This is a genomic window from Streptomyces sp. NPDC040622, from assembly GCF_055593965.1.
The window spans coordinates 414,438-440,816 of sequence record NZ_JBVIXD010000010.1 but is presented as its reverse complement, the minus strand read 5'-3'; the positions used below and the strand labels follow the sequence as shown (position 1 = coordinate 440,816).

General features: G+C 72.7%; 20 protein-coding genes. 11 read left to right on the top strand and 9 right to left on the bottom strand.

The features are described from left to right. Window positions 1–21 precede the first annotated feature (21 nt). Entirely contained in the window at window positions 22–774 is a 753-nt protein-coding gene (locus ACZ592_RS29890; protein ID WP_471584760.1) for a gamma-glutamyl-gamma-aminobutyrate hydrolase family protein, read from the bottom strand. Next, on the bottom strand, window positions 771–2,285 hold the full coding sequence (locus tag ACZ592_RS29885; RefSeq protein ID WP_471584759.1) for an aldehyde dehydrogenase: 1,515 nt from the start codon (window positions 2,283–2,285) through the stop codon (window positions 771–773). Before ACZ592_RS29885 ends, ACZ592_RS29890 begins: the two co-directional genes overlap by 4 nt. A 168-nt stretch (window positions 2,286–2,453) precedes the next feature. Between ACZ592_RS29885 and ACZ592_RS29880 the strand changes: the two genes are divergently transcribed. From ACZ592_RS29880 to ACZ592_RS29860, 5 genes are read left to right on the top strand one after another with little or no spacing between them, the layout of a single operon-like run. Then, window positions 2,454–4,085, top strand: a complete 1,632-nt coding sequence (locus tag ACZ592_RS29880; protein WP_471584758.1) for an aldehyde dehydrogenase family protein — start codon at window positions 2,454–2,456, stop codon at window positions 4,083–4,085. Next, entirely contained in the window at window positions 4,078–5,016 is a 939-nt protein-coding gene (locus ACZ592_RS29875) for a 3,4-dihydroxyphenylacetate 2,3-dioxygenase (protein WP_471584757.1), read from the top strand. The genes ACZ592_RS29880 and ACZ592_RS29875 overlap by 8 nt, the downstream gene beginning before the upstream one ends. A gap of 11 nt (window positions 5,017–5,027) precedes the next feature. Then, window positions 5,028–5,870, top strand: coding sequence for a fumarylacetoacetate hydrolase family protein (locus ACZ592_RS29870; protein WP_471584756.1), 843 nt, complete (start codon window positions 5,028–5,030; stop codon window positions 5,868–5,870). 38 nt (window positions 5,871–5,908) lie between these two features. After that, entirely contained in the window at window positions 5,909–6,100 is a 192-nt protein-coding gene (locus ACZ592_RS29865) for a ferredoxin (RefSeq protein WP_471584755.1), read from the top strand. Between the two features lie 3 nt (window positions 6,101–6,103). After that, on the top strand, window positions 6,104–7,306 hold the full coding sequence (locus ACZ592_RS29860) for an NAD(P)/FAD-dependent oxidoreductase (RefSeq protein WP_471584754.1): 1,203 nt from the start codon (window positions 6,104–6,106) through the stop codon (window positions 7,304–7,306). Between the two features lie 148 nt (window positions 7,307–7,454). On the opposite strand, the gene ppdK is transcribed toward ACZ592_RS29860, so the two are convergent. Both ppdK and ACZ592_RS29850 read right to left on the bottom strand, forming a co-directional pair. Further along, a complete protein-coding gene (gene ppdK, locus ACZ592_RS29855; RefSeq protein ID WP_471584753.1) occupies window positions 7,455–10,190 on the bottom strand; it encodes a pyruvate, phosphate dikinase in 2,736 nt (911 codons plus the stop codon). Window positions 10,191–10,659: 469 nt separating this feature from the next. Then, window positions 10,660–12,003, bottom strand: coding sequence for an ROK family protein (locus ACZ592_RS29850; RefSeq protein WP_471584830.1), 1,344 nt, complete (start codon window positions 12,001–12,003; stop codon window positions 10,660–10,662). Window positions 12,004–13,390: 1,387 nt separating this feature from the next. Here ACZ592_RS29850 and ACZ592_RS29845 point away from each other — a divergent pair. The 4 genes from ACZ592_RS29845 to ACZ592_RS29830 all read left to right on the top strand — a co-directional run bounded on the left by ACZ592_RS29845 (window position 13,391) and on the right by ACZ592_RS29830 (window position 19,807). Continuing rightward, on the top strand, window positions 13,391–14,944 hold the full coding sequence (locus ACZ592_RS29845; RefSeq protein ID WP_471584752.1) for an MGH1-like glycoside hydrolase domain-containing protein: 1,554 nt from the start codon (window positions 13,391–13,393) through the stop codon (window positions 14,942–14,944). Beyond that, window positions 14,937–16,973 (top strand): amylo-alpha-1,6-glucosidase, encoded by a 2,037-nt coding sequence (locus tag ACZ592_RS29840; protein ID WP_471584751.1) that lies wholly within the window; start codon window positions 14,937–14,939, stop codon window positions 16,971–16,973. The genes ACZ592_RS29845 and ACZ592_RS29840 overlap by 8 nt, the downstream gene beginning before the upstream one ends. Before the next feature lie 328 nt (window positions 16,974–17,301). Further along, window positions 17,302–17,559, top strand: coding sequence for a hypothetical protein (locus ACZ592_RS29835; RefSeq protein ID WP_471584750.1), 258 nt, complete (start codon window positions 17,302–17,304; stop codon window positions 17,557–17,559). An 88-nt stretch (window positions 17,560–17,647) separates the two neighbouring features. Further along, a complete protein-coding gene (locus tag ACZ592_RS29830; RefSeq protein WP_471584749.1) occupies window positions 17,648–19,807 on the top strand; it encodes a hypothetical protein in 2,160 nt (719 codons plus the stop codon). Window positions 19,808–19,826: 19 nt separating this feature from the next. On the opposite strand, the gene ACZ592_RS29825 is transcribed toward ACZ592_RS29830, so the two are convergent. From ACZ592_RS29825 to ACZ592_RS29815, 3 genes are all read right to left on the bottom strand, one after another. Continuing rightward, window positions 19,827–20,663, bottom strand: coding sequence for a carbohydrate ABC transporter permease (locus tag ACZ592_RS29825; protein WP_471584829.1), 837 nt, complete (start codon window positions 20,661–20,663; stop codon window positions 19,827–19,829). A 65-nt stretch (window positions 20,664–20,728) separates the two neighbouring features. After that, window positions 20,729–21,640: a carbohydrate ABC transporter permease gene (locus ACZ592_RS29820; protein WP_471584748.1), complete on the bottom strand. Its 912-nt coding sequence runs from the start codon at window positions 21,638–21,640 to the stop codon at window positions 20,729–20,731. Beyond that, window positions 21,637–22,893 (bottom strand): ABC transporter substrate-binding protein, encoded by a 1,257-nt coding sequence (locus tag ACZ592_RS29815; protein ID WP_471584747.1) that lies wholly within the window; start codon window positions 22,891–22,893, stop codon window positions 21,637–21,639. The genes ACZ592_RS29820 and ACZ592_RS29815 overlap by 4 nt, the downstream gene beginning before the upstream one ends. 316 nt (window positions 22,894–23,209) lie before the next feature. On the opposite strand from ACZ592_RS29815, the gene ACZ592_RS29810 reads away from it, so the two are divergent. Together ACZ592_RS29810 and ACZ592_RS29805 are read left to right on the top strand one after the other, a co-directional pair. Further along, complete coding sequence (locus ACZ592_RS29810) at window positions 23,210–23,839, top strand: hypothetical protein (RefSeq protein WP_471584746.1); 630 nt, start codon at window positions 23,210–23,212, stop codon at window positions 23,837–23,839. 102 nt (window positions 23,840–23,941) lie between these two features. Next, window positions 23,942–24,451, top strand: a complete 510-nt coding sequence (locus ACZ592_RS29805; protein ID WP_471584745.1) for a group III truncated hemoglobin — start codon at window positions 23,942–23,944, stop codon at window positions 24,449–24,451. A 15-nt stretch (window positions 24,452–24,466) separates the two neighbouring features. Here the strand turns inward: ACZ592_RS29805 and ACZ592_RS29800 are convergent, their stop codons facing one another. Together ACZ592_RS29800 and ACZ592_RS29795 are read right to left on the bottom strand one after the other, a co-directional pair. After that, complete coding sequence (locus ACZ592_RS29800) at window positions 24,467–25,402, bottom strand: oxidoreductase (protein WP_471584744.1); 936 nt, start codon at window positions 25,400–25,402, stop codon at window positions 24,467–24,469. A 74-nt stretch (window positions 25,403–25,476) separates the two neighbouring features. Further along, entirely contained in the window at window positions 25,477–26,253 is a 777-nt protein-coding gene (locus ACZ592_RS29795; RefSeq protein ID WP_471584743.1) for an SDR family NAD(P)-dependent oxidoreductase, read from the bottom strand. Window positions 26,254–26,379: the final 126 nt, after the last annotated feature.

Sequence of the window (26,379 nt, the reverse complement as noted above, 5' to 3'; positions counted from 1 at the left end):
CCGCGCGGTTTCCCGCGCGCCTCAGAGGGCTGCCGCCCGGACCAAGGCCGTGAACAGTCCCTGCTGCCCCTCGTCCACCCCTGCCGTGTCCTCGGGGTGCCACTGGACCGCCGCGAACCACCCCGCGGCGCCCGTGAGTTCGAGCGCCTCGACCGTCCCGTCGGCCGCCCACGCGGTCCCGACGAGCCCCCGGCCGGGCCGGTCCACACACTGGTGGTGGTAGCAGGATGCGTCCGTCTTCTCCGCGCCGAGCGCCCGCGCCACCACCGACCCCGCGGCCACCCGCACCGGGTGCACCTTGTGGCGGTGCTCGGAGTCGGGGCCGCCCATGTCCTGGCGCAACGTGCCGCCGAGCGCGACGTTCACCACCTGCAGGCCCCGGCAGACCGCCAGGGTCGGCAGGCCGCGGGCCAGCGCGCGGTGGGCGAGCGCCAGGTCGAAGGCGTCCTGCGCGTCGTCGACGTCGTACACGGAGCGGTGCACGTCGTCCTCGGCCGCGTACCGCCAGGGCGCCACGTCGCCGCCGCCGGGGAGCAGCAGCCCGGTGCAGCGGGCCAGCCGCTCGGCCGCCTCGCCCGGCGGCCCCGGATGCATCATGAACGGCTCGCCGCCCGCCCGGTACACGGCGTCCGCGAGGGCGCGCGCGGTGACGACGGCCGCGTGGCGCAGGGCGGAGGTCGAGGCGGCGTACCGCTGCGGGAGGGCGATGAGGGGGCGGGCGCGGCGCACGGGGCGGGTGTGGAAGTCCCGCCGGCCCCCGGGGAGTCGGCTCACAGCTGGATCCACGTCGTCTTGAGTTCCGTGTACTTGTCCAGGGCGTGCGCCGACTTGTCCCGGCCGTTGCCGGACTGTTTGTAGCCGCCGAAGGGCACCGTCAGGTCGCCCTCCTCGTAGCAGTTGACCCACACCGTGCCCGCCCGCAGCCGTCGCGCCACCGTGTGCGCGGTCGACAGGTCGGAGGTCCACAGGCCTGCCGCGAGCCCGTACTCGGTGTCGTTGGCGAGCGCGACCGCCTCGTCGAGGGTGTCGAAGGGGAGGACGGCGAGGACCGGGCCGAAGATCTCGTCGCGGGCGGGCGCCGTGCCGGGGGTGACCCGGTCCAGGACGGTGGGGTCGAAGTAGGCGCCGCCGGGGACGACTTCGCGGGGCGAGCCGCCCGTCCGCAGCCGCGCGCCCGCCTCGGTGGCCCGGCGCACGTGCTCCTGGACGGCCGTGACCCGCCGCTTCCCCGCGAGCGCCCCCATCTCCGTCGCGGGGTCCAGCGGGTCGCCGACCCGCAGCGCGACCGCCCGCTCGACGACCGCGCCGGTCACCTCGTCGGCGACGGAGGAGTGCACGAGGAGCCGCGAGGGCGCCGTGCACATCTCGCCCTGGTTGAAGAAGATGCCCCAGGCGGCGGTGGCCGCGGCGGCCGCCAGGTCGGGGGCGTCGGGCAGCACGATGTTCGGGGACTTGCCGCCGAGCTCCAGCCAGACCCGTTTGAGGTTGGAGTCGGCCGCGTACCGCAGGAAGCGGCGGCCGACGGCCGTGGATCCGGTGAACGCCAGGACGTCCACGTCCGGGTGCAGGCCCAGCGCGCGGCCCGCCGTGGGACCGCCGCCCGCGACGACGTTCAGGACGCCGGGCGGCAGCCCCGCCTCGTCGGCGATCCTGCCGAGCGACAGCGTGGACAGGGGCGTGAGTTCGGAGGGTTTCAGGACGACGGCGCAGCCCGCGACGAGGGCCGGGGCGATCTTCCAGGCGGCCAGGGTGAGCGGGAAGTTCCACGGCACCACCGCGCCGACCACGCCGGACGGTTCCCGGGTGACGAGCGCGAGCGTGTCGGGTCCCGCGTGCGGGGACTCGTCGGTGAGCTTGTCGGCGAGCTGGCCGTACCAGCGGAACGTGTGCGCGAGGGCGCGCAGCTCGATCGCGTACGACTCCGTGATCGGCTTGCCGTTCTCCAGGGTGACGGTGAGGGCGAGTTCGGCGCGCCGGTCCTCGACGAGGTCGGCGATCCGCAGGAGGGCACGGCCCCGGTCGGCGGGGGACAGGCGCGGCCAGGGCCCGGTGTCGAAGGCGCGGCGGGCGGCGGCGACCGCCAGGTCCACCTCCTTCTCGCCGCCGTCCGCGACGAGCGCGAGGACGCGGCCGTCGCGCGGCGACACGACGGGGAACGAGCTGCCCGAGCCGTCCGCGTCGGCGCCCGCGACGCGGTGCCGGGTGGGCAGCCCGGGGACGAGGGCGTCGGCCTCGCGGAGCCAGTCGTGGTAGCCGCGGGTGGACAGGGCGTCGTCGTGCGGCATGGCTGCCTCCCGGGGATCCGGCACATCGGCCGACGCAGCGCGTGCACGCCGGCGGAGTCATCTCGTTTGAGTTCAAACGGTATCCCAACGGGCCGATGCCGACGAGGGGTTGACCCGCCATGCTGACGCTCCTTATGTTGTTTGGGTTCAAACGAACTGGAGGTCGCGATGGCTCGGCCCGAGCTTCCGGACACGGCACTCCCGGGCGCCACGCCCCCGCGCACGGCGTCCCCTCCCACGGCGTCCCCGCGCGCGGAGTCCCCGCACACGGCGACCGTCGCAGGTGTCCCCGTCGACACCCGGCACTGGATCGGCGGCACCCGCGTCGCCTCCGCCTCCGCCGCCACCTTCACCGACCACTCACCCATCGACGGCAGCGCGCTCGCCGACATCGCACGCGGCGGCCCCGGCGAGGCACGCGCCGCCGTGGCCGCCGCCCGCAACGCGTTTCCCGGCTGGGCCGCGATCCCGCCCGCCGAGCGCGCCCGGCTGCTGCACGCCGTCGCCGACGGGGTCGAGGCCCGCACCGAGGAGCTCGCGCGCGTCGAGACCGCGGACAACGGCGCCCTGCTCCGCTCGCACCGGCGTGGCGTCATGCCCCGCGTCGCCCACAACCTCCGCTACTTCGCCGACCGCCTCCTCGCCCTCGCCCACGACGACTTCGACACCCGGGGGCACACCAACCACGTCAGCTGGGACCCGGCGGGCCCCGCCGTCCTCATCACGCCGTGGAACGCGCCGCTGATGCTGGCCAGCTGGAAGATCGCCCCGGCGCTCGCCGCCGGCTCCACCGTGATCCTCAAGCCCGCCGAGTGGACCCCGCTGACCGCCTCCCTCTTCGCCGACATCGCCCACGAGGCGGGACTGCCGCCCGGCGTTTTCAACGTCGTGCAGGGGTACGGCCCCGAGGTGGGCGCGCCCCTCGTCGCCGACCCCGGCGTGCGCCGCGTCAGCTTCACCGGCTCCGTGCCCACCGCCCGCCGCATCGCCGCGGCCGCCGCCCAGCACCTCGTGCCGTGCAGCTTCGAACTCGGCGGCAAGTCGCCGCTGCTCGTCCTCGCCGACGCCGACCTGGACCTCGCGGCGGACCTCGCCGTCGAGCAGTACGACAACGCGGGCCAGGTCTGCCTCGCCGCCACCCGCATCCTCGTCGAGGAGCCGGTGCGCGACGCCTTCCTCGACCGCTTCCTCGACCGGGTCGCGAAGCTCACCCCCGGGGACCCGCGCGAGGAGGCCACCGCCATCGGCCCCACCATCCACCCCGACCACCTGGCGCGCGTGGACGGATTCGTGCGCCGCGCCCTCGCGGCGGGCGCCCGCGCCGTCGTCGGCGGCGGCCCCGACACCGCGCTCGGCGGCACCCACTACCTGCCCACCCTCCTCACCGACGTCGCCCAGGACTCCGAGATCGTCCAGGAGGAGGTCTTCGGGCCCGTCCTCACCCTGCAGACCTTCCCCGAGGGCGACGAGGACGCGGCCGTGCGCCTGGCCAACGGAACCCGCTTCGGCCTCGCCGCCACCGTCGCCACCGGCGACCGGGCCCGCGCGGACCGCATCACCGCACGGCTCGTCGCCGGCACGGTCTGGGTCAACTGCTTCTTCGTACGCGACCTCTCCGCGCCCTTCGGCGGCTCCCGTCAGTCCGGCGTGGGACGCGAGGGCGGCGACTGGTCCTTCGACTTCTACTGCGACCTGAAGAACACCGTGACCGCGCCGACGGGTTTTCCCCCGCCCGAGCGGGGCCGGGAGCCCGAGCCGGACCGGGAGCCCGACGAAGGGCGGGAGGCCGGTCGTGGGTGAGATCGTCGGGGCGGGCCTCCTCGCCCACGTGCCGACCATCGTGCTGCCCGAGGAGACCCGCAAGGAGCTCAACGAGGGCCGCGAGATCAGCCTCGTCCCCGGCCTGCGCAGGCTGCGCGCCGAGGTCTTCGAGGAACTCGACTACGACACCGTGGTCGTCCTGGACTCGCACTGGGCCACCACCGTCGAGTTCGTGGTCACCTCGCACGCCCGCCGCGCGGGACTCTTCACCTCCGAGGAGCTGCCGCGCGGGATGTGCCGCATGCCGTACGACTATCCCGGCGACCCCGAACTGGCCCGCAGCATCGCCGGCTTCGCCCTGCGGCACGGCACCTGGATCACCCCGATCGAGGATCCCTTCCTGCCCGTGTACTACGCCACCATCAACCTGTGGAAGTACCTGGGCGACGGCCTCCCCGAGAAGAAGTGGATCTCGATCGGGGTCTGTCAGACCGGTGACGTCGAGGACCACCTGCGCCTCGGCCGCGCGCTCGCCGACGGCGTCGCGTCCCTACCGGGCCGCAAGGTGCTCCTCGTCGCCTCCGGCGCCCTCTCGCACACCTTCTGGCCGCTGCGCGAGCTGCGCTCGCACGAATCCAGCGACCCCGCCCACATCCGCACCCCCGAGGCCCGGGCCGCCGACGAGCAGCGCATCGAGTGGTTCGAGCAGGGCGACCACGCCCAAGTCCTGCGCACCATGCCGGAGTTCCTCACCCACAAGCCCGAGGCGCGGTTCAGCCACTACCTGATGATGATCGGCGCGCTGGGGGAGGAGCGCTGCACCGCACAGGGACGGGCCTACAGCGCGTACGAGAACTCCGTCGGCACGGGACAGATGCACCTCTGGTTCGACCGTCCGGCGGCCGGCTGGACCGGGGCGCGCACCCCGGCCACCGGCTCCGGCGCCGACCCGGGCGGGGCAGTCGCATGAGGGAGACGACCATGGAACACCGCCGCGTCCTGCTGGACGGAGCCGTCGTCCAGGTCCGGCGCGAGGGCGACGAACTGGTCGCCGCCGACGGCCGCCGCACCAAGGCCGCCGAGGCGCGCCACCTGCCTCCCGTGCGCCCCTCCAAGGTCATCGCCGTCCACCTCAACCACCGCAGCAGGGTCACGGAGTTCGGCGTCAGTCTGCCGCCCGCCCCCACCTACTTCCACAAGCCGGTCTCGGCCCTCAACGCCCACGGCGGCGCCGTCGTGCGCCCCGAGGGCTGCAAGTACCTCAACTACGAGGGCGAGATCGGCATCGTCATCGGCCGCACCTGCCGCAACGTCGCACGCGCCGACGCGGGCGCGTACATCGCCGGATACACCGTCGCCAACGACTTCGGCCTGCACGACTTCCGTGACACCGACGCCGGTTCGATGCTCCGCGTCAAGGGCTCCGACACGCTCTGCCCGCTCGGCCCCGGCCTCGTCACCGGCTGGGACTTCCGGGGCAAGTACCTGCGCACCTACGTCAACGGCGCTCTCGTGCAAAACGGTTCCACCGACGAGATGCGGTGGGACATGCACTACCTCGTCGCCGACATCGCCCGCACGATCACCCTGGAACCCGGCGACGTACTGCTCTCCGGAACCCCCGCGGGCTCCCGCCCGGTCCGTCCCGGCGACGTCGTCGAGGTCGAGGCGGAGGGTCTCGGCCGCCTCACCAACCACATCGTCACCGGACCGACGGCGATCCGCACCGACGTCGGCGCCCAGCCCACCGACTCCGAGGAAGTCCGCTCCACGGCGCTGGGCGGCGACTGGGAGCTGCGGGGCGTCAGGGCCCCGCGCCGCTAGAGCTGTTGGCACATCCCGCACGCCGCAAGGGAGTTCAGATGGTCAAGGTCACCGTCGACATGGACGTCTGCCAGAACCACGGGCAGTGTGTCTTCGCCGCGCCGGACGTCTTCCGGCTCGACGAGGACGGCCGCCTCGCGTACGCCGCGTCGCCCGACCCCGCGCTGCGCGACGACGTCGAGGACGCCGCCGACGTGTGCCCGCTGCAGGCCATCCAGGTCGAGGGCTGAGGCGTGGCGGGAGCGGGCATCGCCGTCGTCGGGGCCTCGCTCGGCGGTCTGCGCGCGGCGGAACAGCTGCGGGCCGCCGGCTGGGGCGGCACGATCACCGTGTTCGGGGACGAGCCCCATCTCCCTTACAACAGGCCCCCGTTGTCCAAGGAAGTACTCGCGGGCCGGGCGCCCGCAGGCACCACACAGTTGCGCCGCCGCTCCAGCGTCGAGGACGTCACATGGCGTCTGGGCGCGGCGGTCGCGTCCGCCGACCTGGCCGCGCGCACCCTCACGCTGGCCGACGGCTCGGTGCACGCGTACGAGGGTCTCGTGGCCGCGACGGGGGTGCGGCCACGACGACTCCCGCTCACCGGGGGACCGCCCCGGCACGTCGTACGCACGCTGGAGGACTCGGCGGCGCTCCGCGCCCGCCTCGGCCGTGCGGCACGCGTCCTCGTCATCGGCTCGGGCTTCATCGGCTGCGAGGTCGCGGCCACCGCGCGTACGGCGGGCTGCGAGGTCACGGTCGTCGCCCCGGAGGCCGAGCCGATGATCCTCGCGGTCGGCGCGGACCTCGCGCGGGCGCTGCGCCGCCGCCACGAGGCGCGGGGCGTACGGTTCCGGATGGGCCGGCTCGCCACCCAACTCACCGCGCGGGGCGCGGTTCTCGACGACGGCACCGAGCTCGCCGCGGACGTGCTCGTCGAGGCGGTCGGTTCCCTGCCCAACACGGAGTGGCTGGCCGCGACGGCCGGGATCGACCTCACCGACGGCATCCTCTGCGACGCGCACCTGCGCATCGGCGGCCTCCCGCACGCGGTGGCCGTGGGCGACGTCGCCCGCTTTCCGAACCCGCGCTACGGCCCCCTGCCGCGCCGTGTCGAACACTGGTCGGTCCCCGGCGACAGCGCACGCCACGCGGCCCGCGCGCTGGTCGCGGGCCTGACGGGCACCGCCCGCCCGGACGCGGCCCCCTTCGCCCCGCTCCCGTCCTTCTGGAGCGACCAGTTCGCCCTGCGCCTGCAGTCCTTCGGTCAGCCTTCGCTCGCCGACCGCTGCCAACTCCTCCTGGGAGAGCCGGAGTCGACGAACAGCGACCTCCTCTACGGCTACTACCAGGGCGACCGCCTCATCGGCGTGGCGGCACTGGGCGGCCCGGCGTCATCGGCCGCGGCGGCCCGCTACCGCTCGCAACTCCTGCCCCTGCCCGACCCCGTGGTGTGACCCGCCCCGGCCGGTGACCGGGGAGCCTCGCACCGGGACGCCGGAAGGGGCGGCGCCCCCGCACAGGACGTCGCCCCTCCGTCGCGAACCGGAACCGCCGCCGCATCGGTACTGAGGGTCGGGGACACGGCGGCGGTCCCGGGGTCTTCTACCGGTGGTCGCTGCCCGCCGAGTGGGAGGCGGCGCGGCCGGCCTCCAGCCGGGCCACCGGGATCCGGAACGGGGAGCAGGAGACGTAGTCCAGGCCCACCTCGTGGAAGAAGTGCACGGACTCCGGGTCGCCGCCGTGCTCGCCGCAGACGCCGAGCTTCAGGTCGGGACGGGTCTCACGGCCCGCCTTGACCGCGTCCTTGACCAGCTTGCCCACGCCGTCCTTGTCGATCGTCTCGAACGGCGAGACCCCGAAGATGCCCTTCTCCAGGTACGCCGTGAAGAAGCTCGCCTCGACGTCGTCGCGGGAGAAGCCCCAGACGGTCTGCGTCAGGTCGTTCGTGCCGAAGGAGAAGAACTCCGCGGCCTCCGCGATCTGGTCCGCGGTGAGCGCGGCGCGCGGCAGCTCGATCATCGTGCCGAGCGACAGCTTCAGGTCGACACCGGTGGACTCGATGACCTCCGCGATGACCTGCTCGGCCTCGTCGCGGACGATCTCCAGCTCCTGGACCGTACCGACGAGCGGAATCATGATCTCCGCGCGCGGGTCGCCCTTGGCGGTCTTCCGCTCGGCCGCCGCCTCCGCGATGGCCCGCACCTGCATGGTGAACAGGCCGGGGATGACCAGGCCGAGGCGGACGCCGCGCAGGCCCAGCATCGGGTTCTGCTCGTGCAGGCGGTGCACGGCCTGGAGCAGGCGCAGGTCGTTCTCGTTGGCGTCCTTGCGGGACTCGGCGAGCGCCACCCGCACGGAGAGCTCGGTGATGTCGGGGAGGAACTCGTGCAGCGGCGGGTCCAGGAGGCGGACGGTGACCGGAAGGCCGTCCATCGCCTCGAACAGCTCGACGAAGTCGCGCTTCTGGAGCGGCAGGAGCTCCTTGAGGGCCTCCTCGCGCTCGCCGTCCGCGTCGGCGAGGATCAGCCGCTCGACCATCTCGCGGCGCTCGCCGAGGAACATGTGCTCGGTGCGGCACAGGCCGATGCCCTGCGCGCCGAAGCGGCGGGCACGCAGCGCGTCCTCCGCGTTGTCCGCGTTGGCGCGCACCCGCAGGCGCCGCACCCGGTCCGCGTACGCCATGATCCGGTGCACGGCGGCGACCAGCTCGTCGGCGTCGTCGGCACCCGCGTGCATGCGGCCCTCGAAGTACTCGACGACGGGGGAGGGCACGACGGGCACCTCACCGAGGTAGACCTTGCCGGTCGAGCCGTCGATGGAGACGACGTCGCCCTCCTCGACGACCGCGTCGCCCACCGTCATGCGGCGCCGCTTGGTGTCGACCTCCAGGTCCTCGGCACCACACACACAGGTCTTGCCCATGCCGCGCGCCACGACGGCCGCGTGCGAGGTCTTGCCGCCGCGCGAGGTCAGGATGCCCTCGGCGGCGATCATGCCGTCCAGGTCGTCGGGGTTGGTCTCGCGGCGGATCAGGATGACCTTCTCGCCCGAGCGGGACCACTTGATCGCGGTGTACGAGTCGAAGACCGCCTTGCCGACCGCGGCACCGGGAGAGGCGGCGATGCCACGGCCGAGCTGCTCGACCTTCGCGCCCTCGTCGAAGCGGGGAAACATCAGCTGGGCGAGCTGCGCGCCGTTGACGCGCTGCAGCGCCTCGGCCTCGTCGATCAGGCCCTGGTCGACGAGCTGCGTCGCGATGCGGAAGGCGGCACCCGCGGTGCGCTTGCCGACGCGGGTCTGCAGCATCCACAACTGCCCGCGCTCGATGGTGAACTCGATGTCGCACAGGTCCTTGTAGTGCGTCTCGAGGGTCTCCATGATCTGCATGAGCTGGTCGTACGACTTCTTGTCGATCTGCTCCAGATCGGCGAGCGGCACGGTGTTGCGGATGCCCGCCACCACGTCCTCGCCCTGCGCGTTCTGCAGGTAGTCGCCGTACACGCCCTGGTGGCCGCTGGCCGGGTCGCGGGTGAACGCGACGCCCGTGCCGGAGTCGGGGCCGAGGTTGCCGAAGACCATCGAGCAGACGTTGACGGCCGTGCCGAGGTCGCCGGGGATGCGCTCCTGGCGGCGGTAGAGCTTGGCGCGGTCGGTGTTCCACGACTCGAAGACCGAACGGATCGCGAGGTCCATCTGCTCGCGCGGGTCCTGCGGGAAGTCCCGCCCGGCCTCGGTCTTGACGATCTTCTTGAACTTGGTGACCAGCTTCTTCAGGTCGGCCGCCTCGAGGTCGGTGTCGACCGTGACCTTCCTGGTCTCCTTGGCCTTCTCCAGGGCGTCCTCGAAGAGTTCGCCGTCGACGCCGAGGACGGTCTTGCCGAACATCTGGATGAGCCGGCGGTAGGAGTCCCACGCGAAGCGGTCGTCACCGGACTGCTTGGCGAGCCCGGACACGGACTTGTCGGAGAGCCCGATGTTCAGGACGGTGTCCATCATGCCGGGCATCGAGAACTTGGCGCCCGAGCGGACCGAGACGAGCAGCGGGTCGTCGGCCTGGCCGAGCTTCTTGCCCATGTTCTTCTCGAGCGCCTCGAGGTGGGCACTGACCTCGTCCCGCAGCTCCACGGGCTCCTCGCCACTGCCGAGGTACGTCTTGCAGGCCTCGGTGGTGATGGTGAAGCCCGGGGGGACGGGCAGCCCGAGGTTCGTCATCTCGGCGAGGTTCGCGCCCTTCCCGCCGAGAAGGTCCTTGAGGTCCTTGTTGCCCTCGGTGAAGTCGTAAACGAACTTCACGCCCTCACTCGTGTGAGCTACGTGGGGATCTTTGTTTTCCGACACGGGTCTCGACTCCTCGAGGACTCGGTGGCTGCCCTGACGGCGAGGAACATACCCAGATCGAAGGCACCTGGGTACGTCCACTTGCGCGTCATGCGGCCGTAACCACCCGTCCGCCGCTAGATCGAAAGTGACTCAGCGGTAGCCGGATGGACGCGCTTGCGTTCAATACTTGAACTTGCAACCCCCGTGAACCCCGTAAAACGCTCACATGAGCGGAGTGAACTCAGATGTGAGTTCACCTCATGAATGATCGAGCAGTGGCACTGAGTGCCACCCCTTGGAGAAGTGCAGTCGCCGAGAATGCGCTCATCTGAGCGGGAGGGGTATCAGGGGTGGCGAGAATCACGCCGTTTGAAGGGGCCGGATGTCAGTATCCGGACCCCCTCCGTGTGGCCGGGGTCACTCCCGGGAGTGTTCCTCCGGGCACCTCCGGCCGCCTTCCTGCGCCTCCGTGCTCCCGCCGCCGCGGCTACACGCCCAGCGCGACGAGCCGTTCCTCCACCCGCTCAGGGGCGTACAGGTGCTCCACCACCAGCGTTCCCGCCCCGATGAGTGCCGCGCGCTCGCCGAGGCGCGAGGTGACGACCTCCAGGTGGACCGTGGAGCGGGGCAGCGCCCGCTGGTACAGGAGCTCGCGGACGCCGGTGAGGAAGGGTGTTCCGGCCAGATCTCCGGCGATCATGAGAACGCCCGGGTTCAGCAGCGTCACGACGGTCGCGAGAACCTCGCCCACGTGCCGCCCCGCCTCGCGTGCGAATCCCACCGCCGCGGGGTGGCCCGCCTCCAGAAGGGCGCGCACGTCCGAACCGGAGGCCGCGGGGACGCCCGCCTCCGTCAGGCGGCGGGCCACGGCGCGCCCGCTGGCCACGGCGGCCAGACAGCCGTAGGAGCCGCACTTGCACAGGGTGTCGGCGCCCTCGGGCACCCGTATGTGGCCGATGTCGCCGGCGCCGCCGTCGATGCCCCGGTAGACCGCACCGCCCACGACGACCCCGGAGCCGATGCCGGTGGACACCTTGACCAGGGCGAAGGCGGAGCAGTCCGGGTAGTGGGTGCGCTGTTCTCCGTACGCCATGAGGTTGGCGTCGTTGTCGACGAGGACGGGGAGGTCTTGGGCGGGGTGCGCGGGGTGCGCGGGGTGCACGGGGTGCACCGGGTGCGCGGGGCGTGTGGGCTGGACGGGGGGTGTGGGCTGGAGGGGCGGCGGTGCGGGCTGGGCGGATTGCCCCTCCGTCGCCCGCCCCTCCGTACGCCCCTCCGTACGTCCCTCCGGCGTCCGGCCCCCTGCCGCTCGGTCCGGCGTCGTCTGCTCCGCGAACGCGCGGCGGAGGCGGCCCCTTATGTCGTAGTCGTGCCAGCCCGGCATGATCGGCGGCTGCACGACGCGGCCCGTCCCGCTGTCGACCGGACCCGGCACGGCGAGCCCGATCCCGCACACCGAGGCGGCGGAGTGTCCGGTCTCGCGCAGCAGTTCCCCGAAGCGCACGCCCAGTTCGCCGAGGATCACGTCAGGACCGTCCTCGATGGCCAGGGGCGCCGAACGCTCGGCGATGATCTCGCCGCCGAGGGTCAGCAGGGCGGTACGGGCGTGCCGGGTCTCCAGGTCGGCGGCGAGGACGACGGCGTGGGCGTCGTCGAACTCCAGCCGGATCGCGGGCCGCCCGCCGAGCGGCGAGTCCACGGGTCCGCCGGCGCCCTCGCGCAGCCACCCCGCCCGGAAGAGCCGGTCGAGCCGCTGCCCGACGGTGGCCCGGGACAACCCGGTGACCTGCTGCAAGGCTCCCCGCGTGGTGGCCCGCCCACTGCGGACCAGGTGGAGGAGGTCGCCGGGGCCGGTCTGGGGGGTGGGGCGGAGGCGGGGTGCGTCGCGTCGTGCGTTGCGCGGCGCGTCGGCGGGGGCGGGGGCGGGGGCGGTGGTGCGGGCGGGCTGCGCGTTCCCCGGGCTTCCACCGGTCTTTGCTCCTGCCGGGGCGGTGGCGTGGCCGCCGGGGCCTGCTCCTGCCGGGGCGGTGGCGTGGCCGCCGGGGCCTGCTCCTGCCGGGGCGGTGGCGTGCCGGTTGGGCCTTGGTCCTGCCGGGGTACGGGAGCGCCGGTCGGGCCTTGGCCCTGTCGGGGTAGGGGAGTGCCTGTCGGGGGCTGCTCCCGCCGGGCCGTCGGCGGTCCCGCCGAGACCTGTCCCCGTCGGGCGGTCCGCGTTCTCGTCGAGTCTCGCTTCCGCCGGGCCGCCCGTGGCGCTACTGGCCCCCGCCTCCGTCAGGCCACCGGAGTGCCTGCTGCTCCCCGCTCCTGCCGGGTGGTTCGCGTTCTCGACGAGTCCCGCTTCCGCCGGGCCGTCGGCGCCCCCGCCAGGGCTCGTGCCTGCCGAGTTGTCGGTGTTCCTGTCAGGGCCCGTGCCTGCCGGGCTGTCGGTGTTCTTGTGAGGGCTCGTGCCTGCGGGGCTGTCGGTGTTCGTGTCAGGGCCTGTGTCTGCGGGGCTGTCGGTGTTCGTGTGAGGGCTCGTGCCTGCGGGGCTGTCGGTGTTCGTGTCAGGGCCTGTGTCTGCGGGGCTGTCGGTGTTCGTGTGAGGGCTCGTGCCTGCGGGGCTGTCGGTGTTCGTGTCAGGGCCTGTGTCTGCGGGGCTGTCGGTGTTCGTGTGAGGGCCCGTGCCTGGCGGGCTGTCGGTGCCTCTGCCGGAGCCCGCCCTCGCCGGGTTGTCGGTGTTCCTGTGAGGGCCCGTGCCTGGCGGGCTGTCGGCGCTCCCGCCAGAGCCCGCGCCTGCCGGGCGGTCGGTGTTCGTGTCAGGGCCCGTGCCTGGCGGGCTGTCGGCGCTCCCGCCAGAGCCCGCGCCTGCCGGGCGGTCGGTGTTCGTGTCAGGGCCCGTGCCTGGCGGGCTGTCGGCGCTCCCGCCAGAGCCCGCGCCTGCCGGGCCGTCGGCGCCCCCGCCAGACCCCGCCCCCGCCGAGACCTTCGTGGCTCCGTCGGACCGCTTCACCTGATGCCCCCTCCCGTTCGATTCCGCCCCGCCGCTCACCGTACGACCGGTTCCGGTGACGGGCGTACCTCCGGCCTTCTTGTGCTTCCCGTCATCGTTTCCCCTTGTGTTCATCAAATCCACGTTACATATTGAGTTTTGCGCGTTAAGTGGGCGTAACTCAAGAGTGAATGACACTTAACTGACGAGCCGTCGGCCATCGAGTGCCCCGGGCAGAGCGGAGATCCGTGTGGAGCGCAGCACCGCCACCACTCAGCAGACCGCCCCGCGAGCCGGCCCCGGACGGCGTGCGCTGCGCGGGCGGGCGGCCGAGGTGCTGTGGGCCAACTGGACGGGAACCTCGACCGTGCCCTCGCGGGAGCTGTATCCGCACCAGTGGTCCTGGGACTCCGCCTTCATCGCGATCGGCCTGCGCCATCTCTCGCCGCTGCGCGCCCAGTTGGAGCTGGAGACGTTGCTGTCCGCCCAGTGGGGCGACGGTCGCGTCCCGCACATCGTGTTCAACGACTCCGTCCCGCTCGACGCCTACTTCCCCAGCCCCGACTTCTGGCGCTCCACCACGGCGGGGCGCCGCGCCGGGGCCCCCGGCGACGTGCAGACCTCCGGCATCGTGCAGCCTCCCGTGCACGCGCTCGCCGCCTGGCTGGTGCACCGCGCCGACCCCGGGCTGTCCCGGGCCCGCTCCTTCCTCGCCCGGCTCCACCCGCGCCTCGCCGCCTGGCACCGCTATCTGCTGAGCGCCAGGGACCGGGGCGGCGCGGGCCTCGCAGCCGTGCTGCACCCCTGGGAACAGGGCATGGACAACAGCCCTTGCTGGGACGGTCCGTTGAGCCGCGTCGAGCCGGCCGCACCGGGCGACTTCCGCCGCGCGGACCTCGATCACGGCGCCCGCGAGGACCGCCCGACGGATCTGGACTACGGCCGGTACGTACGGCTCGCGGCGGAGTACCGCGACCGGCGGTACGCGGACGGCGGGGAGGCCGCGGAGGACAGGGAGGGCGCGGAGGGTGGGGAGGGTGTAGGGCGTGCGGATACCGCGCGGGCCGGTGGCGGGTCCGGGTCCGGGCCCGGTTCCGGCTTCCGCTTCCGGCTCGGCTTCTGCGTCGAGGATCCCTCCTTCAACGCCCTGCTCATCGCGTCCGAGTACGCCTTGGCCCTGATCGAGGGCGAGTTGGCGTCCGCCACCGTGCCCCGCCCCGCGGCCCGGCGGGCCCGCGCCGAGGCGCTGACGAAGACGCTCGTGGACCGGCTGTGGGACCCCGAGCGGCAGCTCTTCCTCTGCCGCGATCTGCGCTCGGGGCGGCCCGTCGCCGAGTACGCCGTCACGGGGCTGGTCCCGCTGCTGCTGCCCGCGCTGCCGCACACCGTCGCGGCGGGCCTGGTGCGCACCGCCCGAGGGCCGCACTTCGGGCTCGGCGGCGTGGCGCGTCTCGTCCCGAGCTACGACCTGACGGGCCCCGCGTTCGACCCGCACCGCTACTGGCGCGGGCCCGCGTGGTTCAACACCAACTGGCTCCTGGTGAAGGGGCTGCGGCTGCACGGCGAGCGGGCGCTCGCGGACCGGCTGCGGGAGGAGCTGCTCGACGTGGCGGGCACCTCCGGTTTCGCCGAGTACGTGGACCCGTACACGGGCCGGGGCCGCGGCGCGCGCGGCTTCGGATGGACGGCCGCGCTCACGCTCGACCTGCTGCTCGACGGGCGGGACGACGCGTCGGGCGGGGTGCGGAAGGCGCGCGCGGTGAGCGGGGCGAGCTCTCTGGAGGAGAGGTATGGGCATGGGTGATCGGCATCGACTGCTGGTGCGGGGGCGGACGTTCGCGGCCGTCGGCACGGGCGGCGACATCAGCGGTGTCGGCGGGGTGCGCGGCGGCGGCGCCGGCCCGGACGGCCTCTTCGTACGGGACGCCCGCCACCTGAGCCGCTGGCAGCTGACGGTCGACGGGGCCGTCCCCGAGATCCTCACTCCCGTGGACACCTCGGCCGCGGCCACCGGCGCCGCCCGCTGTGTCCTGGTGCCGCGCGGCGGACGTCAGGAGCCGCCCGCGTACACGCTCTTCCGGGAGCAGGCCGTGTCCGACGGCGCGTTCATCGAGTCGCTGCGGGTCGTGAGCAACCGGCCGGTGCCGACCCGGGTGCGGATCGTGCTGACCGTGGACGCCGACTTCACCGACCAGTTCGAGCTGCGCGCCGATCACCGTACGTACGCGAAGCCCGGCGCCGTGCGGTCCCGGCGGCCGCTGGACGGCGGCGGGCGCGAGGGCGCCGGGCGGGGCGGCACGGGGGACGAATGGCGCGAGGACGGCGGCAGGGGCGAGGGCGTCGCCGGGGTCGAGTTCGCCTACCGGCGCGGCGACTGGTGTTCGCGTACGACCGTCACCTCCGCCCCCGCGCCTGACGCCGTCGAGGAGACCGGTGCCGGCGCGCGCCGCCTCGTATGGAACCTGGGGCTCGACGCACACGGCTCGACACAGGTGGCACTGCGTGCCGCCGCCGATCCGCACGGGGAGTCCGCGGCGCGGGTGCCGGACTCGCCGGCCGAGGCGGCCCGCCAACTGGCCGCGTTGGAGGAGGACTTCGTGTCCTCGGTCGCGCTGCCCACCCGGTGGCCCGGCCTCGCCGACGCCTGTACGCGCGGGCTCGTGGACCTCGCCGTCCTCCAGGTGCCCGCCGTGGGCCCCGACGGCGAGGAGCTGAGCGTCCCGGGCGCGGGCGTGCCCTGGTTCCTCACGATGCTGGGCCGCGACGCGCTGCTGACCTCGCTCTTCGCGCTGCCCTACCTGCCGCGCCTGGCCGCCGCGACGCTGCCCGCGCTCGCCGCCTCGCAGGCCACGGAGGCCGTGCGGGGCGCGGTCGCCCAGCCCGGCAAGATCGTCCACGAGGTGCGGCAGGGCGAGCTCGCGCACTTCGGGCAGGTGCCGTTCGGGCGCTACTACGGCTCGGTCGACGCGACGCCCCTCTTCCTCGTACTCCTCGGCGCGTACACGGAACAGACCGGGGACAGCGCGACGGCCCGCCGCCTGGAGGCGCAGGCGCGGGCCGCCGTCGGCTGGATGCTCGACCACGGCGGGCTCACCTCGCGCGGCTACCTCGTCTACCGCGCGGACGAGGGTGGCCTCGCCAACCAGAACTGGAAGGACTCGCCCGGCGCGATCTGCTCCGCCGACGGCAGCGGGGCGACGGGGCCGGTCATGGCGGCGGGCGCGCAGGGGTACGCGTACGACGCGCTGCGGCGCACCGCGTGGCTGGCGCGGACCGTCTGGGACGACGAGGTGTACGCGGACCTGCTCACGCAGACGGCGGCCGACCTGCGCGACCGCTTCCAGCGGGACTTCTGGATGCCGGACCGCGACTTCCCCGCGCTCGCGCTCGACGGCGAGGGGCACCAGGTCGACGCGCTCGCCTCGGACGCCGGGCATCTGCTCTGGTCGGGGCTGCTCGACAAGGAGTACGGAGAGCGGGTGGGCCGCCGGCTCATGGAGCCCGACTTCTTCTCGGGCTGGGGCGTACGGACGCTCGCCGCCGGGCAGCCCGCGTTCCACCCCCTGTCCTACCACCGCGGGTCGGTGTGGCCGCACGACAACGCGCTCATCGCCCTCGGCCTGGCGCGCTACGGCCTGCACGACGAGGCCCGCGCGGTGGCCCGGGGCCTGGTCTCCGCCGCCGCCACTGCCGACGGCCGCCTCCCCGAGGTCCTGGCCGGCTACGACAAGACGGCGTATCCGGTGCCGGTGCCGTACCCGCACTCGTGCGTACTGGAGGCGCGGTCGGCGGCGGCGCCCTTGGCGTTGTTGACGGCGGTGGGCGGGGCGTGACGGTGTGACTACCGGGTGGACCTTAACCAGTCAATACAGAAAAGAAGTTCGAGTATTCACCCGTGTGTGATCCGCTGTTGTTTTTCCTAACGCGCCCATGGTGGCGTTGAGTTGCCCTGACGTGCGGGTGTCACGGACGGCCTGCTCCTGTCGTCGAAATGGTTCAGGAGTTCGTCCCTTCATCCCTTTGTGGTGCGTTCATGAGATGAGATGCGGTCGCGTGCGGTGCGATGCCACCATGATGCCGGATTCCCCGACCCACCTCTGCGGAACGGGCGTTGGCCGAAGGGTCGACGGCGGCCGCGCCTTTCCGAAGGGCCTCTCAGTCATGCCTTCATTCTCCCAGTCGGACCCCCCTGGTGACGAATCCTCCGAGGAACTCCGGCGCAAGGAACGGGAGCTGGCTGAAAAGGAGCAGGAGCTGACCGAACGGGAGGCGAAGCTGGCGCGCCGTGAGCGGTGGGCGAACCGGCTCCTGCTCATGAAGGCCGGTTTCGCCGCCGCCGAGGCCGCGACGGGCAACTCGGCCTACCGGGCGGCGCGTCACGCCGTCCAGTGGGCCGTCGACCATCTCCAGGACGAGTGATGCGAGGCAATGCATGAGCGAGGCCACAGCCGATGGGCCGTTCCCGATCCCGGTGTCCCGAGAGCTTCAAGAGGCATGGATCGAGGCCGTGTTGGCCACCGAGGGGGTGAACCTCCCACGCGGCGCCCTGGAGAACATCGCCCCCTTCATCGTCGACCCCGATGACATGCTGGGCGAGCCAGACGACCGGGGGCTGCGCAGGCTCAAGAGCGGCGCGGTCCGCCGTGTCCGGACGGACGCCGGTGACATGGTCGTCGCCGTCGTCAGGATGCACGGCGTGGGCGGCGTGCAGTGGGGGCACAACGAACGGATCAGCTCGATCTGGCGCTCCGTCGCGGACCCCACCGTCGGGCAGGGGACCGAGCGGACGCTGGCCGCGGTCCGGCCGTGGGCGGAGGTCGGCGACGACGGGCGCGAGACGTACTTCGCCGCGCTGGAGAGCACCGTGGCGGACCGGTGGGCGCTGGTGATGAACGCCGAGGACGCGGCGGACGCGCTGAAGCGGCGGGACCGGGTCCGCCCGTACGACCTGGAAGAGGATCTCGTCCTGAACGGGCAACAGGATCCCGGGATGTACGTTCCCCAGCAGGTGCGCCTCGAACAGAATCCGGAAAAGGACGCGGACGGCAATCCGCTGTACCCGGACGCCTATTGGGGATGGATGGCCGTTCGAGGGAATAATCGAACACAGAAAAGGCAATCGATTTTTCGTTTGACTTCCGGTGAGGTGCTGGCCGGTGTTCCGGCGGAGAAACTGGAGCGGGACGGGGACGAGGTGGTCTGCGACCCGCGGGTCTGGCTCCCCGAATTCTCCGCCGTACTCAACCGGGAATTCGCGGAGACCGCCGACAGCGAACTCGACCCGACGAGCGGTTCGAGGGCGCGGCGGGCCGCCGCCATCGCCGTGGTGGACGCGCATCTGGTGATCGGCACCCCGACCCCGCAGCGCCTCTACCGCATCGTCCAGATGAACAACCGGCGTGACCACGTCCACCCGCCGCTGGAGTTCGACGCCCTGGACCGCTCCCGCGCGCTGGGGCGGAGCGTGCTCGGCATGTACGTGGCCCAGCGGGTCATGGACGAGAAGACGGCCGAGGTCCTCTCCGGTCTCGCGCCGATCCGTGAACTGCCGGACGCGTCACCGGACATGACGGTCTCCGAGCTCCGCGACCTGCGCTCCATGCGCCTGCTCCAGGAGCTGTTCCCGGTTGATCCGCACAAACGCCACCTGTTGCGCCGTGCGCTCAGCGAGAACCCGCCGTCTCAGCTCAAGACGGGGGAGATCAACCAGCGGGCGCGCACCTGGTCCGCGCTGACGTCGGAGAGCTATCCGACGCCCTGGAACCCACGCGTGGGACAGGTCTTCTCCACGCGGGCCCGCGAAGGGTTCCTTCTCTCCGGGCGCAGGCTGCCGGACCTGCTGGCCGCCGCTGACGCCGACGACACGGCCTTCGACGAACTGGTCTCCTTCCGGGCGGCCCACTGGCTGGCGTCCTTCGGCATCATCGAGGCCGACCGCGGCTCGCTCGACGGACAGGAGGCGATCGGCGACACGGGGGAGCGGGTCCGCCGGTCCCGCAGGACCGTCATGAACTGTCTTCAGGCCCTGCGCCACGAGAAGAGCCGGCAGTCGGCGGTCGGCCTGCTGAGGTCACTTGCCGCGGCCATGGACGACGGCGACCGAAGGCCTTGGCGGGTCAGCAGCAACGGCAAGGAGACGCCGGGCCGGGAGATGACGCCTCTCTGGTTCGACTCCGAGTTCCCCAAGGACACCGGGACGAGGCCCCGAAAGACCGCCGCGCCGGCGCTGCCCCAGACCGCGCCCTCGGCCTCCTTCCTGGCCGCCCCCACGCCCGCACTGCCCGTGGGCGCGAGCGTGCCCTCCCCGGCGCCGTCGGCCCCGGCGGTGTCCGCGCCCGCCGCCGCGGCGCCCCTGCCCGCGCTGTCGCTCCCGGTCCGGGTCCCGGCACCGGCCTCCGGGAAGACCGAGGCCTCCGACACCGCCGGGGAACCACTCACCCCGAAGGATCTGGTGGACCGGGTCGAGGAGCGGATCCGACGGCTGCACGCGGCCTCCGGCGAGCTGGGCGACCTCCTCGGCGCGCTCGCGGAGCAGAGCCGGGCGGCGTCCGTCTCCCGGCCCATCGCCCGGCAGCGGGCCGACGTGGCGGTGCGCCTGCTGAACCAGTCCCTCTCCAGGCTCCGCAAACTCCCCGAGGTCATGGAGGACATGACGGAACCGGAGTGAACCGCCGCACCGCCACCCCTCAGTCGTCGATCCCCGACCGCTCCACCCCCGCCACGATCCACCGCTGGAAGAACAGGAACACCACGAGCAGCGGCACGATCGACACCGCCGCCGCCACGAACAGCTCGTGCAGGCGGATGACCTGCGACGTCGTGAAGGTGGCCAGGGCCACCTGGACCGTCCACGCGTCGCGGTCCTGGCCGATGACCAGGGGCCACAGGAAGGAGTTCCAGGCGCCGATGAAGACGATCGTGCCGACGGCCGCGAAGACCGGCCGGGAGTTGGGCACGACCACCCGCCAGTACGTGCGCCAGTAGCCGAGCCCGTCCACCCGCGCCGCGTCCTCCAACTCCCGCGGGAAACCCAGGAAGTACTGCCGGAAGATGAAGCAGGCGAAGGCCGAGAAGAGGGTGGGCACGATCAGGCCGCGCAGGGTCGAGACCCAGCCGAGCGAGGAGACCAGGACGAAGCTCGGCACGAAGGTGACGGCGGCCGGGACCATCATCGTGCCGAGGATCGCGTAGAAGACCTGGTCCGCGTACCGGTAGGGGATGCGGGCCAGGCCGTACCCGGCGAGCGAGGCGAGGACCAGCGTGCCGAGCGTCGTCGCGACCGCGATCAGCGTCGAGTTGAGCAGGGCGCGGGCCATCGGCACGGTGGGGTCGTCGAAGAGCTCGGAGAGGTTCGACCAGTGCAGGCTCGAGGGGAAGAACGTCCAGTCGGGGGACGTGATGTCGTCCTCGGACGCGAGCCCGTTGCGTACCAGGAGGTAGAAGGGGATCAGGAAGAGCAGCGCGAGGGCGACGAGCAGGACGACGCGCAGGGCGCGGCCCACCCGGACCATGGCGTCGTCCAGGGGCCTCTTCGCGGGTGCGGTCACGGTTCTTTTCGGGGGTGCGGGCGTGGGTGCGGTCACGGTTCTCAGTCCTCCTTCCTGCCGAGGCCGAACCAGGTCGCCTGGCCGACCGTCACCACCGCGATGATCAGCGCGAGGATCACCGCGCCGGCGCTGCCGAGGCCGAGGTTCTGCCCCTGGCCCAGTGCCGTGTAGTAGAGGTAGACGAGCGGCGGGCGGGCGTAGGGCGGGTAGCCGCGGGAGTCCGAGAGCAGGTTGTAGAACTCGTCGAAGGCCTGGAAGGCGTTGATGACGAGGAGCAGCGTCACGGCGACCGAGGTCGCGCGCAGCTGGGGGAGTGTGATGTGGCGCAGGACCTGCCAGCCGGGGCGGGCGCCGTCCACGGCCGCCGCCTCGTAGAGGGTGGGCGAGATCCGCTGCAGGCCCGCCAGGAACAGGATCATGTAGAAGCCCGCCTGGAGCCAGAGCCGCACGGTGACGATGACCAGCCAGTACCAGGGCGGGTCCGTGGTCGAGAGCCAGGCGGTCTGGTCGGCGCCGAACCAGCCGAGGACGGTGTTGGCGAGCCCGAACCGCACCCCGTTGAAGATCGACAGCTTCCAGACCAGGGCCGCCACGACGTAGCTGCACGCCGCCGGGAGGAAGAAGACCGACCGGAAGAACGCCTGCGCGCGGCGCATGCGGTTCACCATCAGGGCGAGCGCGAGCGACAGCACGAACGTCGTCGGCACGATGCACACGGAGAAGACCGCGAACGTGACGAGACTGTCGGTGAACGCGTCGTTCCGCAGCATCGACGTGTAGTTGTCGAAGCCGATGAAGTCCGTGGGCGAGACCGTGTTGTGGGCGTCGAAGAAGCTGAGGTAGACGCTCCAGCCCAGCGGCACGTACGTGAAGAGGACCAGGCCGAGCAGGAAGGGGCCGACGAAGACCCAGAACCAGAGCGTGCGGTTCTGGGTGCCCAACAGCCGCCTCACGACTTCTTCTTGACCCGGTCCAGCTCCGCCCGGACCTTCCGCACGACGGACTTGAGCTCGCTCTCCGGGTTCGCGCCGGACTTGATGATCCGGCTCAGCGCGTCCTGGTACGCGGTGCGGCTCGCCGGCGTCCACAGCAGCGGCTCCGCATAGCCGTAATCGGTGGAGTAGCGCACGGCGTCCGCCGCCGGCCCGTCCTTCAGCTTGTCGGCCTTCTCGGCGAGGGAGAGCCTCGCCGGGATGTGGAAGCCGTACGAGAGCGCGAAGTCCTCCTGGTACTCCGTGCGGTCGATCCACAGCCACTTCAGGAAGTCCTTCGCCTCCTTCTTGTGGTCGCTGCGGGCGCTCACGGCCGCGCCGTACGAGCCCACGGGCAGCGCCGGCTTGCCGCCGGGGCCGTCGGCGGGCAGCGCGAGCACGCCGAAGTCGTCGCCCAGCTCCTTCTTCACCGCGGGCAGCGCCCACAGGCCGCACCACTGCATGGCGGTCAGCTCCTGCACGAACGCCGACGGGTCCGACCAGTCCGCGGGCGCGCCGAGCAGCAGCGACTTGTCGGCGTACAGCTGGTGCAGCTTGCCGAGGGCGCGGGCGGCCGCCGGGTCGTCGAAGCCGACCTCGCCGTCCTCGGTGACGGAGGACAGGCCCGCCGCGTACAGCGGGGTGATGCCGAGGGCACCCGCGCCGCCGTCGTTGCCGAGGAAGAGTCCCTTCACCTTCTTCGTGGTGAGCGCCTTCGCCGCGTCGACCAGCTCGTCCAGGCTCTTCGGCGGCCGCACGCCCGCGTCGGAGAGCAGGCTCTTGCGGTAGTAGAGCAGGTGCATGTCGACGACCTGAGGGACGGCCCAGATCTTCCCGTCGTACGTCTTGGGGGCGAGGACCGACGGATTGAAGTCGTCCTTCACTCCCTCGAACAGGTCGGTGAGGTCGACGACCTGACCGCCCCGGATCTGGTCCAGGGACGGGCCGTTGACCTCGAAGACGTCGGGGCCGGAATCCGTGAGCAGGGCCGCTGCGGTCTGCTCGTCGTAGTTGCCGGGACGCCACTGGACGCTGACGTCGGCCTTCTCGTACGCGGCGGCGTACCGCTTCACGGCCTGCTCGGTGCCCGCCTCGCCGTACTGGTGGTACCACTGCGCGAGCCGTGGGCCCTTGCCGTCCGAATCGCCGCCGTCGCGCCCGGTGTTGGACCCGCACGCGGTGAGCAGGCCGAGCGCGGCGCCCGTCCCGAGCAGTGTCCTGCGGCTGATGGTCATGCTGGTCGTCCCCCTGCGTGATGTCGGAGCGTGCCGCCGTGGACCGGCGTCACCGCTGTACACGTCGGTGTGTGCCGGGCCCAACGATCAACCATGCAGAGGGATTACGACAGGGGTGTTGCGGCCGAGTGTCGCCCTCGGGGAGGCGGGGTCCCGTCCTTGGGGGAAGCCGGGTCCCGCCCACCGGGACACCGGGGTGCGGGGCTCCCGGAATCCCGCGTGCCGCGTCAGAGGTCCATCAAGGCGCACCCGACGCATGTATGCACCACGTCAACAGTGGTGACGCGGTCGGGCGAAGCGGATTACGGTGCCGCACATGGGACACAACAGGACGAGACGCGTCGCCGAGCGGCGGGGCCGGGCGCGGGTCGACGGCCTCCGGGGCCGGTCTCCGGGCGGCGGCCTCCGGGGCCCGCGGGGCGGGGCGCGCGGCTCGGGGATGCCGGGGGAGATCACGTCGGACCGCACCTGGGCGGCCGACGTGCGGACCGCCGTCCGCTGCGCGGTCGCGCTCCTCGTGCTCGTCCTCTTCGTCGACGGCGCCAACGGCACGCTCGACCCCCTGCGCGGCTGCCTGTGGGCCGCGCTCTCCGGCCTGCTGTACCTGGTGCTGCACCCCGTACGGGTGACCGCGGGGCCCGGCTGGCTGGCCGTGCGGGGGCTCGGGCGCCGCAAGCACGTCTGCACCGGCCTGCTGACCGCCGTACGGCACAGCGAGGGCGTCGCCGCGCGCCTGGTGCTGTGCGACTCGCTCGGCAACCGGGTCGAGCTCGACCCGCAGATCCTCCTCGACAACCCCCTGCTCCTGCACCGCCTCGACAAGGGTGCCCGTGCCGCCCGGGAGGCCGGGCTGCTCAGGACGGGCTGCACCGAGTTGGGCCGGCTCACCCGGCGCATCGACGACGCGGCGGCGAAGGCCGTCTTCGAGGCCTCCGACCTGCACTGAGGTCGCGCACTGAGTTCTCGCACTGAGTTCGAGGCCTCCGACCTGCACCGAGGGGGACCTTCGGCCCTGGGAGGGACCCGGTGGCGGGCGGACCGTGGAGACATGGACGCCCCACATCCCCCACATCCCCCGAATTCCCCGCATCCCCAGCATCCCCAGCACCCCGGACACCGCGAGGACATCACCTCCCGCGCCGACCTCGACGTACTCCTGCGCCGCTTCTACACCGCGGCCTTCGCCGACCCGCTGATCGGCCCCTTCTTCACGGAGATCGCCGGGACCGACCTGGACGTCCACCTGCCGCGCATCACCGACTTCTGGGAGCGCGCGCTGCTGCGCACCGCCGAGTACCGCCGCAACGCCTTCGCCCCGCACGCCGCGCTGCACTCGGCACGCCCGCTCACCGCCGAGCACTTCGGCCGCTGGACACAGCTCTGGCACGCCACCGTCGACGGACTGCACCGAGGGCCGAACGCGGACCGCGCCAAGGCGCAGGGGGAACGGATCGCGCTCGCCATGCTGCGGCGCCTCGGCGGCAAGGACGCGTCGACCGCCGGGGAAGGGCCCGGGTTCGTGCCGCTGGCGGCGGTGGAGCTGCGCGCGGCCGCGTGAACCTGAGGCGTCCGCTCAGTCCCGCACGGACTTCAACGCGTCGTAGCGCACGCCCGTCAGGTCCTCCGACGCGGCCCAGAGCCGTTCGCCGGCCACGTCGTCGCGCGTCCACTTGGCGCGCCAGGCAGGCGCGGGCGCCCCGCGGAGCCCGAAGCGGCCGGGCCCCGTGAACCAGTCGGGCCGCACCCCCGGCGCCGTCGCCGCGTACAGCGTGGGCAGCGCGCCGGACGCGGCGGACTGCGCGATGAACCGGTTGCCGAGCTCCACGACGCGCTCGGCGGCCTTGCGGCCCTCCATCCGTACGCCCGCGGTCTGCAGGTTGGTCGAGGCGTAGCCGGGGTGGGCCGCCGCCGCGACGACGTCGGAGCCGGTCGCGGCCAGGCGGCGCGCCAGCTCGTGGACGAAGAGGAGGTTGGCCGTCTTGGAACGGCCGTACGCGATCCAACGGCGGTAGCTGCGCTCGCCGTTGAGGTCGCCGATGTCGATGTTGGCGAGCGCGTGCAGCCCGGAGGAGACGGTGACGACCCGCGCCCCGGGGGTCTCCAGGAGGCGGGGCAGGAGCAGCCCGGTGAGCGCGAAATGCCCGAGGTGGTTGACGCCGAACTGCGTCTCGAAGCCATCGGCGGTGCGCCCGTGGGGCAGCGCCATCACGCCCGCGTTGTTGATCAGCAGGTCCAGGCCCGTGCTCTCGAACGACGCGGCGAACTTCCGTACGGACGCCAGGTCGCCGAGGTCGAGGCGGCCGAACTCGACGTGCGCGGCCGGCACTTCGGTCAGCATCCGGGCCACGGCCGCGCTGCCGCGCTTCTCGCTGCGGCACGCGAGGATCACGCGGGCCCCGCGACGGGCCAGCTCCCGTGCGGTGATGTAACCGAGGCCGCTGTTCGCCCCGGTGACCACGGCCGTGCGGCCGCTCTGGTCGGGGATGTCGTTCGCGGTCCATGCCGGCATGGCGGTGCTCCCTCTCCGTCGGTTACTTACCGCAGGGTAAGTCGCAAGAGGGAGCCCGCGACAGGGCACGCCGCTCAGGCCGCGGCGCCGCCGTCGATCACCAGGTCCGCGCCGACCACCGAGCCGGACTCGTCCGATGCCAGGTACAGGACGGCCGCGGCGACCTCCTCGGTCGTCGACACGCGGCCCAGCGGCGTGGCCTCCTTCATGCGGGCCGCCCGGTCGGCCTCGGTCTCGCCCGGACGGAACGACATGGTGGTGTCGGAGGAGCCGGGGCTCACGGTGTTGATGCGGACGCCGTCCCTGATGTGCTCGGCGGCGGCAGCGCGGCTCAGGGCGGAGACGGCGGCCTTGGTGGCACCGTAGGCGGCCGTGCCCGCCACGCTGGTGTGGGCGCCCAGGGTCGAGCCGATGTTCACCACGGCGCCGCCGCCGGGCTGCGTGCGCATCTGCTTCACCTCGGCCTGCAGGGCGAGCAGGACGCCGGTGACGTTGATGTCGAGCATCGTGCGCCAGTCCGCCTCGGGCAGTTCGGCGACCGGCCGGCCTGCCCGCAGGATGCCCGCGTTGTTCACGGCCACGTCCAGGGAGCCGAAGCGGTCGACGGTGGCGGCGACGAGCGCGGCCAGGTCGGCCGAGCGGGAGACGTCGGCGGTGACGGCGAGGGCGGTGCCGCCCGCACGCTCGATGAGGTCGACGGTCTCCTTCAGAGGGCCCTCGGAGCGCCCGGCGACGACGACGTTCGCGCCCTCGGCGGCGAACGCGAGGGCGGTCGCGCGGCCGAGCCCAGAGCCACCGCCGGTGACGAGGGCGGTGCGGCCGGTGAAGCGGGAGCGGGAGGAAGCAGTCATGACGGCAACTCTTTTCTTGACCGATCGGTTCAGTATGGAGACAGGAATGTGACGGCAGGTGTGTGACGGCGGGTATGTGACGGCAGGAAGGTGGCAGCGGGAAAGGGCAGGGAAGCGGCACGCGGG